General features: G+C 65.9%; 10 protein-coding genes. 6 read left to right on the plus strand and 4 right to left on the minus strand.

What is annotated here, in order from left to right; translation table 11 throughout:
- Window positions 1-26: 26 nt before the first annotated feature.
- On the minus strand, window positions 27-1,220 hold the full coding sequence (locus EI983_RS04685) for an FAD-dependent oxidoreductase (RefSeq protein ID WP_157706242.1): 1,194 nt from the start codon (window positions 1,218-1,220) through the stop codon (window positions 27-29).
- A 427-nt stretch (window positions 1,221-1,647) separates the two neighbouring features.
- Between EI983_RS04685 and ileS the strand changes: the two genes are divergently transcribed.
- Window positions 1,648-4,569 carry an isoleucine--tRNA ligase gene (gene ileS, locus EI983_RS04690; protein WP_157706243.1) on the plus strand — a complete coding sequence of 974 codons (2,922 nt, stop codon included), beginning with the start codon at window positions 1,648-1,650 and terminating at the stop codon, window positions 4,567-4,569.
- Window positions 4,570-4,707: 138 nt separating this feature from the next.
- Window positions 4,708-5,181, plus strand: coding sequence for a L,D-transpeptidase family protein (locus EI983_RS04695; protein ID WP_246162384.1), 474 nt, complete (start codon window positions 4,708-4,710; stop codon window positions 5,179-5,181).
- Here the strand turns inward: EI983_RS04695 and EI983_RS04700 are convergent.
- A complete protein-coding gene (locus EI983_RS04700; protein ID WP_157706245.1) occupies window positions 5,172-5,825 on the minus strand; it encodes a YggS family pyridoxal phosphate-dependent enzyme in 654 nt (217 codons plus the stop codon). The genes EI983_RS04695 and EI983_RS04700 overlap by 10 nt on opposite strands.
- Before the next feature lie 182 nt (window positions 5,826-6,007).
- On the opposite strand from EI983_RS04700, the gene EI983_RS04705 reads away from it, so the two are divergent.
- Window positions 6,008-6,499 carry a DUF3576 domain-containing protein gene (locus EI983_RS04705; RefSeq protein ID WP_157706246.1) on the plus strand — a complete coding sequence of 164 codons (492 nt, stop codon included), beginning with the start codon at window positions 6,008-6,010 and terminating at the stop codon, window positions 6,497-6,499.
- Window positions 6,500-6,554: 55 nt separating this feature from the next.
- Here EI983_RS04705 and EI983_RS04710 read toward each other — a convergent pair whose 3' ends face one another.
- Window positions 6,555-7,805 carry a glycosyltransferase gene (locus EI983_RS04710; protein ID WP_157706247.1) on the minus strand — a complete coding sequence of 417 codons (1,251 nt, stop codon included), beginning with the start codon at window positions 7,803-7,805 and terminating at the stop codon, window positions 6,555-6,557.
- 147 nt (window positions 7,806-7,952) lie between these two features.
- Between EI983_RS04710 and leuS the strand changes: the two genes are divergently transcribed.
- The 3 genes from leuS to holA are packed head-to-tail and all read left to right on the plus strand — an operon-like array spanning window position 7,953 to window position 11,990.
- Entirely contained in the window at window positions 7,953-10,490 is a 2,538-nt protein-coding gene (gene leuS / locus EI983_RS04715; protein ID WP_157706248.1) for a leucine--tRNA ligase, read from the plus strand.
- Window positions 10,477-10,968: an LPS assembly lipoprotein LptE gene (gene lptE / locus EI983_RS04720; RefSeq protein WP_157706249.1), complete on the plus strand. Its 492-nt coding sequence runs from the start codon at window positions 10,477-10,479 to the stop codon at window positions 10,966-10,968. Before leuS ends, lptE begins: the two co-directional genes overlap by 14 nt.
- Complete coding sequence (holA, locus tag EI983_RS04725; protein WP_157706250.1) at window positions 10,965-11,990, plus strand: DNA polymerase III subunit delta; 1,026 nt, start codon at window positions 10,965-10,967, stop codon at window positions 11,988-11,990. The genes lptE and holA overlap by 4 nt, the downstream gene beginning before the upstream one ends.
- Window positions 11,991-12,008: 18 nt before the next feature.
- Here the strand turns inward: holA and EI983_RS04730 are convergent, their stop codons facing one another.
- Window positions 12,009-13,235, minus strand: a complete 1,227-nt coding sequence (locus EI983_RS04730; RefSeq protein WP_157706251.1) for an MFS transporter — start codon at window positions 13,233-13,235, stop codon at window positions 12,009-12,011.
- Between the last annotated feature and the right edge of the window lie 4 nt (window positions 13,236-13,239).

Below are 13,239 nucleotides of genomic sequence, written 5' to 3' on the forward strand. Positions count from 1 at the left end.
GCCGCAACCGCGCAAGCCGCGGGGGGTCAGGGCGCGTCAAGCCCGGCGCGCAGCGGCGCCAGCAGGTCCCCGCAGACAAGCCGTGACAAAAGCGCCGGAGCGGGCGGGATACGCGACAGCGGGGCAAGAAGCCGGTCGCGCAACGCAGGCAATACCCGGCTCTCGGACTGGTAAAGCGGGGTGAAGACCGCGCTCATCAGCTGATAGGCCCACAGATGCCGCTTCCGGCTGCGATGATACCGGCTCAGCGCCGCTGCCAGGTCCGCCTCGTTCCGCAGCGCCTCGGCCAGCGCCCAGCCATCCAGCAGCGCCATGTTGGCCCCTTGCCCCAGTTGCGGGCTGGCGCGGTGCGCGGCGTCACCGATGTGAACAAGGCCCCTCTGCACCGGATCGCGCAGGCTGCCGTGGCTGTAGAACGCGGGCGTCATCTCGGAATGCGCACGCACGCCCTCGATATAAGGCGCGGCCTCGGGCCAGAGCCTTGTCGCCGCCTCCCGCCACGCCTCGATGGGTGCGGTGCGCCAATCGGTCAGCTCCTCCGGCGTGAGCGACCAGAACACCGCGGCCTTGCGCGCCCCGCCACCCGGCAGACAGCCGATCGGCAGCACCCCGACCATGCGCCGTGCCGCCTCGTAGCGCTGCGAAAGCTGGTGATCGGGCAGGGGGCCGGCCTCGGGCCAGTCCACCACGCCCCAGATCGCACCGAAGCGCAGGGCGCGAGGCTTCAGCGGTGAGAGGGCAGAGCCCGCTCCGCTTGCGTCTATGACCAGATCGAAGCGGGGGCTCTCGCGCCCATCCGCAAAGAGCAGCCTGCGTTGCGGCGCGGCGCTGACGCCCGTCACCTCATGCGCGGGCACAACCTCGGCCCCGGCCTGCCGGGCCGCCTCATGCACCGCATAAAACAGCGCGGCACGGTGCAGGGCGAGGCCATGGCGCCCGGGGCCGGGGCCGTATTTGACATCGAGGATGGGCAGCCGGATGCCCTGCGCATGGCCCAGCATATGCGTCACCCTTTGGCCCAGCCCGTCGGCACGCTCCAGCGCCCCGATCCGCGCCAGCACCGCCTGACCCACGGGCTGAATGACAAGGCCGGACCCCACCGGACGGGGGCTGTCGAACTGGTCATAGACCACCACCTCGTGCCCCGCCCGGGCCAGCGCCGCCGCCACGGCCAGCCCGCCAATGCCCGCCCCCGCAATGCCGATGGAAAGCCTGCTCATGCGTGTTCAAGGCCCCTTGCTTTTGCCGCACCCTAGAGCGCGGGCGACGGACGGGGCAAGGCCCGTTGAGCGGCACTGCCCGGGCCTGCGACGATGCGCTCCACCGCCACCCTCTCCGCGCCGTGCAGGGCCACAAGGTCCACCCCTTCCCTGGCGCCGAAGCGGCGAGGCGGTACGGGCCTTGCGCCGCGTGCCGTCAATCCGCCTCACCGGCCCGTGTCACTTTGCTCCGATCCCTGCGCGTCGCCCCTCTGGACGCCGCCCCCTGTCCTGCCTATAACGCCCCCCATGATGATCCGCACACGCATCATTATTCGAATTATATGCCCGGCGCTCTGACCCAATCGAGCCGCCGGGATGAAGGCGCTTGGAATGCCACGCCGCCCCCTCACCAGATTGCAGAAGACCTATCCGAAGGACGCCACCCATGTGCGCCGAGACGACCGAAACACACGATTACCGCGACACCCTGAACCTGCCCGAGACCGATTTTCCGATGCGTGCGGGCCTGCCCAAACGCGAGCCGGAATGGCTGTCGCGCTGGAACGACATGCGCATCTATACCCGCCTGCGTGCCAAGGCCGAGGCGGCGGAGCGCCCGCCCTTCACCCTGCATGACGGCCCGCCCTACGCCAACGGTCATCTGCATATCGGCCACGCGCTCAACAAGATCCTCAAGGATATGGTGGTCCGCTCGCAGCAGATGATGGGCCGCGATGCGCGCTATATCCCCGGCTGGGATTGCCACGGTCTGCCCATCGAATGGAAGATCGAAGAGCAATATCGCGCCAAGGGCCGCAACAAGGACGACGTGCCGATCATCGACTTCCGCCAGGAATGCCGCAAATTCGCCGAGGGCTGGATCGACATCCAGCGCGACGAGTTCAAACGCCTCGGCATCACCGGCAAATGGTCCAAGCCCTATCTGACGATGGATTTCCGCGCCGAGCGGATCATCGCGGAGGAGTTCCAGAAATTCCTGATGACCGGCACTTTGTACCAGGGCTCCAAGCCGGTCATGTGGTCGCCGATCGAGAAAACCGCCCTGGCCGAGGCCGAGGTGGAATATCACGACAAGGAAAGCTTTACCATCTGGGTGAAGTTCCGCGTCGCCACGCCCGGCGATCTGGAAGGCGCGAATGTGGTCATCTGGACCACCACACCTTGGACCATCCCGTCGAACAAGGCGGTCGTCTATGGCGACAGCTTCGATTACGGCCTGTACGAAGTCACCGGCACGCCGGATGAATGCTGGGCCAATGTGGGCGACCGTTTCATCCTGGCTGACAAACTGGCCGGCGATGTGATGGCCCGCGCCCGGCTGGAAGACGGCCAGTGGACCCGCCTGCGCGGTGTCAGTGCCGAAGAACTATCGGGCCTTTCGCTGGCCCACCCCCTCGCCGGGGCCGAAGGCGCGAACGGCGAATGGGATGACCTGCGTGATTTCCGCGCCGCCGATTTCGTGACCGATGAGGAAGGCACCGGTTTCGTCCATTGCGCCCCGTCCCACGGGATGGAGGAATATGAACTTTACCGTGATCTGGGCATGCTGGAACAGGTCATCACCTATAACGTGATGGACGATGGCAGTTTCCGCGCCGATCTGCCCTTCTTTGGTGGCAAATACATCCTCAGCCGCAAGGGCGGCGAAGGCGACGCCAACAAGGCGGTCATCGACAAACTGGTCGAGGTGGGCGGCCTGCTGGCACGCGGCAAGATCAAACACTCCTATCCGCATAGCTGGCGCTCCAAGGCGCCGGTGATCTATCGCAACACGCCGCAATGGTTCGCCGCCGTGGACCGGCCAGTGGGCGACGGGCAGGACACCTATGGCACCACGATCCGCGAACGCGCACTGCGGTCCATCGACGAGCTGGTGACATGGACACCGCAGGCCGGGCGCAACCGGCTCTATTCGATGATCGAGGCGCGGCCCGACTGGGTGCTGTCGCGGCAACGCGCCTGGGGCGTGCCGCTGACCTGTTTCACCAGACGCGGCGCTTTGCCGACGGACCCGGATTACCTCCTGCGCGATGAAAAGGTCAACGCGCGTATCCTTGAGGCGTTCGAGGCCGAAGGGGCTGACGCATGGTACAAAGACGGCGCGAAAGAGCGGTTCCTCGGGAATGACTACAACCCGGATGAGTGGGAACAGGTGTTCGATATCCTCGATGTCTGGTTCGATTCTGGCTCGACCCATGCCTTTGTGCTGCGCGACCGCGAGGATGGCTCCGATGACGGGCTGGCCGATCTTTACCTTGAAGGCACCGACCAGCATCGCGGCTGGTTCCACTCCTCCATGCTGCAGGCCTGCGGCACCATCGGCCACGCGCCTTACCGCGGCGTGCTGACCCACGGGTTCACGCTCGACGAGAAGGGCAACAAGATGTCCAAATCGCTGGGCAACACCGTGGCGCCCGAGGAAGTGGTCAAGCAATATGGCGCGGATATCCTGCGGCTCTGGGTGGCGCAGTCGGATTACACGGTCGACCTGCGGATCGGGCCGGAAATCCTGAAAGGCGTGGCCGATGGCTATCGCCGCCTGCGCAACACGATGCGCTTCATGCTGGGCGCGCTCGCGCATGTCTCGGAGGCCGACCGCGTGGCGCCCGCCGACATGCCCGAGCTGGAGCAGTGGGTGCTGCACCGGCTGGCCGAGCTGGATCACAAGGTGCGCACGGGCTATGCCGCCTATGATTTTCAGGGCGTGTTCCAGGCGCTGTTCAACTTCTGCACCGTGGAGCTTTCGGCCTTCTACTTCGATATCCGCAAGGATGCGCTCTATTGCGATGGCGACACCGCGCGCCGCCGGGCCGCGCGCACCGTGCTCGATATCCTGTTCCACCGGCTGACCACCTGGCTTGCCCCGGTGCTGGTCTTCACCATGGAAGAGGTCTGGCTCTCGCGCTACCCGGGCGACGACGCCTCGGTGCATCTGGAGGATTTCCCCGACACGCCCGCCGAGTGGCTGAACGAGCCGCTGGCGGCGAAATGGGCGCAGGTGCGCCGCGCGCGCCGGGCGGTGACGGCGGCCCTCGAGGTGCAGCGGACCGACAAGGTGATCGGTGCCTCGCTGGAGGCGGCTCCGGTGGTGCATGTGCGCGAGAAAGAGGTGCTGGAGCTGCTGAAATCGGTGGATTTCGCTGATATCTGCATCACCTCGGACATCTCGCTGACCGGCGATCCGGCCCCGGCCGAGGCGTTCCGCCTGCCCGAGGTGGACGGTGTGACCGTGGTGTTCGAGCGCGCCCCGGGCGAGAAATGCCAGCGCTGCTGGAAGATCCTGCCCGATGTGGGGCGGCATGCGCATGCGGGCGTCTGCGGGCGGTGTTCCGAGGCGCTGGGCTGAGCGGGCCGCTGTTAAAATGAGGGACTGCGTCCCGCTCTTTTCGTTTTTTGAATGGGGGCTCTGCCCCCAAACCCCCGGAGTATTTGCGGAACAATGAAAGCAGGGGCAAAGGGTTTGGACGATCTGGTTTTGACGCCAATGGGCCTGCGTTTTGCCGGGCGGCGCTTTCCCTGCACGGTGGGGCAGGGCGGTATCGTGGCGGACAAGCGCGAGGGCGATGGCGGCACGCCGAAAGGGGTGCACCGGATCGTCGGCATGATGTACCGGCCGGACCGGATGGCGCGGCCCAGCCCCTGGGCCGAGCCGATCCGGCCCGGTGATCTGTGGTCGGATGCCTCTGGGGAGCCTGACTATAACCTATTAGTGTCAAGGCCTTATGCGCATTCGCATGAGGTGATGCGGCGCGGCGATCCGCTTTATGATCTGGTGCTGATCACCGACTGGAACTGGCCCGAGGCCGAGCCGGGGCGCGGCTCCTGCATTTTTCTGCATCAGTGGCGCAGGCCGGGCTATCCCACGGCGGGTTGCGTGGCGTTCCGGCCCGATCACCTGCGCTGGATCGCGGCGCGGGTGGCCCCCGGCGCGCGGCTGATCGTGCGGGCTCAGCCGTAGTCGCGCGCGCCGAAAATGGCCGAGCCGACGCGCACATGGGTGGCCCCAAGTGCCACGGCGCGCTCGAAATCGCCGCTCATCCCCATCGAAAGACCGGTCAGGCCGTTGCGCGCGGCGATCTTGGCCAGAAGCGCGAAATGCAGGGACGGCTCTTCGTCCACCGGCGGGATGCACATCAGCCCCTTGACCGGCAGATCCAGCGCGCGGCATTCGGCCACGAAATCATCCGCCTCGCGCGGCAGCACACCGGCCTTTTGCGGCTCTTCGCCGGTATTCACCTGTAAAAACAACTCGGGGCAATGCCCTTCCTCCTGCGCCAGCCGCGCGATTGTATGCGCCAGTTTGGGCCGGTCGACCGAGTGGATCGCCTGAAACAGCCCGAAGGCCTGCCGCGCCTTGTTGGTCTGCAAGGGGCCGATCAGGTGCAGGTCGATCCCGTCAAACCGCTCGCGGAACTCCGGCCATTTGCCGGCCGCTTCCTGCACCCGGTTCTCGCCAAAACAGCGGTGGCCCTCTTCCAGCACCGCCTCGACCCGCGCGTTGGGCTGGACCTTGGAGACCGCGATCAGGCGCACGCTGCCGGTTTCGCGGCCTGCGTCGGCTTCGGCTTTGTGCAAACGGGCGGTGATCTCTGCGAGGCTCAAATGCGGGCTCCCATCGGCTGATATCTCGCCTCCTGCTTGCCATAGCGGCCAAGGCGGGGGCAATCCCCCAAAACGGCCCGGATGCGCCACTTGCCGATAACAAATGCCGCTTGGCGCCCAAACGGCTTGCCCCGACCGTCCAGCTTGGATAGTAGGGAAGGGCAACAATTTGAGACGCTGACATGATCTTTTCCCGCCTGAGAAACACCTTGCTTGTGCTCGCCGGTCTGGTGGTACTTGGCGCCTGCGGTCAGAATCAGAATATCGCGCTTGATCCGAACACCGGTCAGGTGGCCAGCGGACGCGAAAGCTCGGGCGCGGCCCGGGTGCAGAGCGGCGGCTCGCTGTTTGACATCTTCAAGGGCGGATCGGGCGAAGTGAAGGTCAACCGCTTCCTGTGGACGGCCTCGCTGGAGGTACTCAACTTCCTGCCCATCGAATCGGCCGATCCCTTCACCGGCGTGATCAGCACCGGGTATGGCCGCCCGCCCGGCGGGGGCCGCGCCTATCGCGCCACCGTGCTGATTTCCGATCCGGCGCTGGATGCGCGTTCGCTCAATGTGGCGCTGCAAACCAGCGGCGGCGTGCCCGTCGCCGCAGGCACCCAGCGCGCTGTCGAAGATGCGATCCTGAACCGGGCCCGCCAATTGCGCATTCAGGCTGGCCGGTACTGATCCGGCGCGTCAGCCTTTAACGCCGCACCCGCCCGTCCCGGGTCCGACCGGGACGTCAGCCCTGATTGGTCGGCATCCGCATCAGCGCCTCCACCCACTCCAGCTGTCGCGGCAGGCAGATATCGTTAAGCTCGTATTGCTCGACCATCAGCGCCCGTGCCGCGCGGCCCAGCCGCGCGCGCTGTTCCGGGTCGTCGAGCAGCTCGCAAACCGTCTCCACCAGAGCACCGGTATCGAAGAAATCGACCAGCCGCCCGGTTTCCCCATCGCTCAGCACCTCGCGCACCGGGGCCGTGTCCGAGGCCACGATCGCCGCCTCACAGGCCATCGCCTCCATCAGCGACCAGCTCAGCACGAAGGGGTAGGTCAGGTAGACATGCACGCGGGAGACCTGCAACAGCCTGAGGAACTGGTCATAAGGGATGCGCCCCAGGTAATGCACCCGCGCCCAATCGGCATCTGAAATCTGGCCGCGCACCTCGTCGATGAAGATCTGCTTCCAGGTCGTGCCCTTCGCGGGGCGCGCGCCATAGCTCACATCGTCGCCGCCCACGATCAGCACCTTCGCCTCGGGCCGCCGCTTGAGCAGCTCGGGCAGCGCCCGCATGAAACGGTGATAGCCGCGATAGGGCTCCAGATTGCGGTTGATGAAAGTGATCACCTCATCCTCTCGGGTCACATCCACCTGTCCCTCGATGCTCAGCCGCACCTCCGGATCGGGGCGCGCCGTGCGGGTGTCGATCCCGTCATGGCTCACGGTGATCTTGTCGCGGAAGGGCTGCGGAAAGGTGTCGGCCTGAAACCGCGTCGGGCTGATGCCGGCATCCGCCAGGGGGAAGTGGATGTGGTTGTTCAGGTTCTTCAGCCTTATGCGCAGCGGGGCGGTGTCGCTTGGCATCTCGAATTCCGGGTCGAAATGCAGATGCGGGTAGTCCGACAAATGATAAAGCTCGCAATAAAGGCCCATCCGTGCCTCCGGCCAGACATCGCGCAGGAACATCGACTCGCCCCAGCCCGGATGCGCCAGGATCAGATCGGGGGTGAAACCGTCATCCCGCATCTTGCAGGCCGCGCGATAACACGCTTCGCCGCGCGTCACCTTGGTGTCGAGGTCCACGATCCAGGGGTGCACATTCTGACCCGTGCGATTGGGCAGCGCATAGGGCACCAGCCGCACCCCTTTCCAATTGCCCGGCTCCTTCACCCTGAGTGTCAGCGCCACGCAGTCATGCCCACGGGCGGCCAGGAGCGGGGCCAGATGCTTGTACTGACCCGGGAAATTCTGGTGGATGAACAGGATTTTCATGGTCTGCGGTGCTCGATTTATCGTTTTGCCCGGTTATAGGCCGCTCTGCACGCTCTGCAAAGGCCCGCTTTGCTCTGGACCATAGCGCGTGTGCAGCCTATCACGCGTCAGGCAAAGACGAAGACAAGAGTAAGGGACACGGGGATCATGCAGCGCTACACCGCCGCCGAGATCGAAGCGAAATGGCAAGAGGCCTGGGACAAGGCCGGCGTGTTCAAGGCCGAGCGCACGGGCGACAAGCCCAAATATTACGTGCTCGAGATGTTCCCCTATCCCTCGGGGCGTATCCATATGGGCCATGTGCGCAACTACACGATGGGCGACGTGATCGCGCGCCACAAGCTCGCCACCGGGCACAATGTGCTGCACCCGATGGGCTGGGACGCCTTCGGCATGCCCGCCGAAAACGCCGCAATGGCCAGCGGCGGCCATCCGAAAACCTGGACCTATGACAACATCGCCGACATGCGCGCGCAGATGACGCCGCTCGGTCTGTCGATCGACTGGTCCCGCGAGTTCGCCACCTGCGACCCGGAATATTACGGCCAGCAGCAGGCGCTGTTCCTCGATTTCCTCGATAAGGGCCTCGTCTACCGCAAGAACGCCGTGGTCAACTGGGACCCCGTGGATATGACCGTGCTGGCCAATGAACAGGTGATCGACGGCAAGGGCTGGCGCTCGGGCGCGGATGTGGAAAAGCGCGAGCTGACACAGTGGTTCTTCAAGATCTCCGATTTCTCCGAGGAACTGCTCGAAGCCCTCGACACCCTCGACAACTGGCCCGCCAAGGTGCGGCTCATGCAGGAAAACTGGATCGGCAAATCGCGCGGGATCGAAATCCCCTTCCAGCGCACCGATGGTGGGGAGGCGATCGTCTGCTACTCGACCCGCCCCGACACGATGCGCGGCGCCAGCTTCATCGCCATCTCGCCCGAGCATCCCGTCAGCCGGGCGCTGGCTGAGGACAACGCCGAACTGGCCGCCTTCATCGCCGAGACCCGCAAGATGGACACGACCGAAGCGGCGATGGAAAAGGCCGAGAAGAAAGGGATCGATACCGGCATCACCGTGCAGCATCCGGTTTACCCCGACAAAACGCTGCCCGTCTGGGTCGGCAACTTCGTCCTGATGGATTACGGCACGGGTGCTGTCTTCGGCTGTCCGGCCCATGACCAGCGCGACCTCGACTTCGCCCGCAAATACGGGCTTGAGGTACGCAACGCCTTCTACATGCCGGGTCAAGAGGTCGAGGTCGAAAACGAGGCGCTTGTCCCCGCCAAATCCGAGCCCGTGGTCTTCATCGACCATTTCACCGGCATCAAGGACGTTACCAGCCAGGACGCCATCGACACCACGATCGACTGGTTCGAGGCGCAGGGCCTCGGCACGGGTCAGGTGAAGTACCGCCTGCGCGACTGGGGCCTCTCCCGTCAGCGCTACTGGGGCTGCCCGATCCCTGTCGTGCATTGCGAGACCTGCGGCGTGGTGCCCGAGAAGAAAGAGAACCTGCCGGTCCAACTCCCCGATGACGTGACCTTCGATGTGCCCGGCAACCCGCTCGACCGGCATCCTACCTGGCGCGACTGTGCCTGCCCCTCCTGCGGTGCGCCCGCCCAGCGCGAGACGGATACGATGGACACCTTCGTCGACAGCTCCTGGTATTTCGCCCGCTTCACCGCCCCGCGTGCCAAAACCCCCACCGATCTGGCCGAGGCCGGGTATTGGATGAACGTGGACCAGTATATCGGCGGGATCGAGCACGCCATCCTGCACCTGCTCTATTCCCGCTTCTTCGCCCGCGCGATGCATATCTGCGGCCACCTGCCGGAGAGCGCGAAAGAGCCGTTTGACGCGCTCTTCACCCAGGGCATGGTCACCCATGAGATCTACCAGACCCGCGATGCCAATGGTCGCCCGGTCTACCACCTCCCCGAAGAGGTGACCGACGGCAAGCTGGCCGATGGCACGGAGGTCGAGATCATCCCCTCCGCCAAGATGTCCAAGTCCAAGAAAAACGTGGTCGACCCGGTCAGCATCATCTCGGCTTACGGCGCCGATACCGCCCGCTGGTTCGTCCTCTCCGACAGCCCGCCCGAACGGGACGTGGAATGGACCGCCGCCGGGGCCGAAGCCGCCTACAAACACCTCTCCCGTGTGCACCGCCTCTGTTCCGAGATCGCGGCCAGCAGCGAGGCGGCCTTGCCCGAGGCCGACGAGCCGCTTCTGCGCGAGATGCACAAATGTATACATGATGTCACCGGCGGTGTCGAAAGCTTCGGCTTCAACGCCGCCATCGCCAAGCTTTACGCCTTCACCAACACGCTGGCCAAATCCAAGGCCGGGGCAGGGGCCAAACGTGAGGCCGCCAAAACCCTCGCGCAACTCATGTCCCCGATGACGCCGCATCTCTCCGAGGAACTCTGGCAGATGCTCGGTGGCGAGGGGCTGATCATCCACGCGCCCTGGCCCGTCGCGGATGAGGCCATGCTCAAGGATGACGCCATCACCCTGCCCATCCAGATCAACGGCAAACGCCGGGCCGAAATCAGCGTACCGGCGGACATGGCCAAGGAGGAGGTTGAAAAACTGGCCCTCAGCCATAATGCTGTGCTCAAGGCGCTGGACGGGGCCCAGCCCAAGAAGGTCATCGTCGTCCCCGGTCGGATCGTGAATGTCGTCGTTTAACCGCCGCCGCTTTCTCCTGCTCTCCGCCCTCGGCCTTGCCGGGTGCGGGTTCACGCCCGCCTACGCGCCCGGTGGGGCCGGAAACCGCCTGCAGGACAGTATCGAGGTCGATGCCCCCTCCGACCGTCCCGGCTATCTGCTCACCCGCCACCTCGAAGACCGGCTGGGCCGCGCAGGGGCCGCGCGCTATGGCCTCAGCTACGCCATTGAGCTCTCCGAGGCGCCGATTGCCATTTCGGCCAATAACGTGACCACCCGCTACAACGTGCTGGGCGAGATCACCTATGCCCTGCGCGACCTGACCTCCGGCGCCGTGCTGGCCTCCGGCAAGGTCGACAGTTTCACCTCCTATTCCACCTCGGGCACCACCGTGGCGACCCAGGCCGCCAAACGCGATGCCGAGGCGCGGCTGATGGTGGTTCTGGGCGATCAGATCGTCACCCGCCTTCTGGCCGCCTCGCCCGACCTGCCCGCATGAAGCTCAGCCCCCGTGACGCCCCGGGCTATTTCGCCCGTCCCGAGCCTGACCGCACCGGGCTTCTGATCTACGGGGCCGACGCGATGCGCGTGGCGCTCAGGCGGCAGGAGGTGATCGCGGCCCTGATCGGCCCCCAGGGCGAGGAGGAAATGCGCCTCACCCGGATCTCCGCCGCCGATCTGCGCAAGGACAAGGCGTTGCTCATGGACGCGGTCAAGGCCGTCGGGTTCTTCCCCGGCCCGCGCGTGGCCTTCGTCGAGGATGCCAACGATACGCTCGCCCCCGTCATCACCGACGCGCTGACCGACTGGCAGCCGGGCGATGCGCAGGTCATCGTCACCGCAGGCACGCTCAAGGCCACGTCGAAGCTGCGCAAACTCTTCGAGGGGCATCCCAATGCCTATGCGGCGGCCATCTATGACGACCCGCCCAGCCGGGCCGAGATCGAGGCCGAACTGAACCGCGCGGGGCTCGCCCGGATCAGCCCCGAGGCCATGACCGACCTGACCGGTCTGTCGCGCGTGCTCGACCCCGGTGATTTCCGGCAGACGATTGAAAAGATTGCGCTTTACAAACTCAGCGACCCCGCGCCGCTGACCTCCGAGGATGTCATCGCCTGCGCCCCCGGCTCGACCGAGGCGGATATGGACGACGTGCTGAATGTGGTGGCCGAGGCCCGCTCTGGCGAAATCGGCCCGCTCATGCGGCGGCTCAAGGCGCAGGGGGTCCAGCCCGTGGGCCTCTGCATCAACGCCACCCGCCATTTCCGCACGCTTTACGCGGCGGCCTCCGATCCGGGCGGGGCGGCGGCGGGGATCGCGCGCGTGCGCCCGCCGGTCTTCGGCCCGCGCCGCGACCGGATGCTGCGCCAGGCCCAGAAATGGGGCGCGCCCAAGCTGGAACAGGCGCTGGGCCTGCTGACCGAAACCGATCTCAAACTGCGCTCCGCCGGGCAATCCGCCCCCGACATGGCCCTCGTGGAACGCGCGCTCATCCGCTTGTCGCGCCTCGCCGCGCGCTGAGCCGTAGGGTGCGTGATCTCACGCACCATTCTCCCGTCTCTCCAGCGGTATCCGCCGGACACTCATCGCCAACACCGCCCAGAGCGCCAGACCGCCCAGCAGGAACCCCAGCAGGATCACCTGCATCTCGCCATAGGCCATTTTGCCCACCGCGTTGCTGCTGCCCGCCGCCCAGAACAGCGCCGCCGCAAAGACGATCCGCCCGACAAAGCTTTTCAGCGACAGGAAAGTCGCGCGCAGATCGTCGCTCAGCTCCGGCTGGATGCGCGCCTGAATGAACGGGGTGGAGAGCGAGCTTGGCACCATCCGCAGGAACAAGAGCGCGATCACCCAGGGCGCATTGCTGGCCGCCAGCGCCCCGATCAGCCCCAGCTGCATCGCCAGCGCCAGCAAAAGCATCGCCGCCAGCCCGATCCGCGCCCTCAGGCCGCCCGCCACCAGCGAGGCCAGCACCGACAGCACCATCATCGTCGCACTCACCACGCCGCTGATCACCGGCGCCTCTCCCGCCAGTCCCTGCCGCTCCAGCGCCTCCAGGATGAAGGGCTGGCCAAAGACGAAAGGCACATGCCCCAGCACATAAAGCCCCACGCTCAGGCCGAACAGCCAGAGCAGCAGCGGCCGCGCAAACCACCCGCGCAAGACCCGCAACTGCGCGCCAAGCGGTTGATATTCCTGCCGGTCCTTTGCGGGCTCGCGCAGCCTGAGCGTCAGCGCCAGCATCCATGCCCCGGCCAGCGCGGTCGCCCAGAACGGCGCGGTCCCGGACCAGCGCGCCATCGCCCCGCCCGCCGCCGCCGACAGGGCAAGTGCTATGAACATGACCCGCCAAATCACCAGTTCCTGCCGCTCCACCTCCGCCGAGCGCCCTTCGGCCCTGAGGCTCTCATATAGGATGGATGACCCGGTGCCCGACCAGAACGCCGTCGCCGCCCCCATCAGCACCTGTGCCGCCGCGAAAACAAGAAAGCCGCCCCCAAGCGCCAGCAACACCGCGCCCGCCGTCGCCGCCGCGGCGCTCGCGATCAGCGTCAGCCGCCGGCCCAGCCGGTCCGACATATAGCCCGACGGCACCTCCAGCACGGTCGCGGCCAGATCATAGACCACATAAAGCAGGATCGCCTCGGCCGCCGATAGCTGCGCCTGGAAATACAGAAACCATACCGCCTGCCAGAACAGCAGCGACTGCGCGAAACTGATCCAGGGCAACAGGGCGATATTGCGGGCCGTACCGGTCGTCTGCATCGGC

The organism is Roseovarius faecimaris (assembly GCF_009762325.1).
Lineage (GTDB): Bacteria > Pseudomonadota > Alphaproteobacteria > Rhodobacterales > Rhodobacteraceae > Roseovarius > Roseovarius faecimaris.

Excerpts from the sequence above, each read along its gene's own strand:
- ileS (WP_157706243.1), top strand. The coding sequence starts at position 1,648 with ATGTGCGCCGAGACGACCGAAACACACGATTACCGCGACACCCTGAAC.
- EI983_RS04710 (WP_157706247.1), bottom strand. The coding sequence starts at position 7,805 with ATGAAAATCCTGTTCATCCACCAGAATTTCCCGGGTCAGTACAAGCAT.
- EI983_RS04705 (WP_157706246.1), top strand. The coding sequence starts at position 6,008 with ATGATCTTTTCCCGCCTGAGAAACACCTTGCTTGTGCTCGCCGGTCTG.
- lptE (WP_157706249.1), top strand. The coding sequence starts at position 10,477 with ATGTCGTCGTTTAACCGCCGCCGCTTTCTCCTGCTCTCCGCCCTCGGC.
- EI983_RS04730 (WP_157706251.1), bottom strand. The coding sequence starts at position 13,235 with ATGCAGACGACCGGTACGGCCCGCAATATCGCCCTGTTGCCCTGGATC.
- EI983_RS04695 (WP_246162384.1), top strand. The coding sequence starts at position 4,708 with ATGGGCCTGCGTTTTGCCGGGCGGCGCTTTCCCTGCACGGTGGGGCAG.
- holA (WP_157706250.1), top strand. The coding sequence starts at position 10,965 with ATGAAGCTCAGCCCCCGTGACGCCCCGGGCTATTTCGCCCGTCCCGAG.
- leuS (WP_157706248.1), top strand. The coding sequence starts at position 7,953 with ATGCAGCGCTACACCGCCGCCGAGATCGAAGCGAAATGGCAAGAGGCC.
- EI983_RS04685 (WP_157706242.1), bottom strand. The coding sequence starts at position 1,220 with ATGAGCAGGCTTTCCATCGGCATTGCGGGGGCGGGCATTGGCGGGCTG.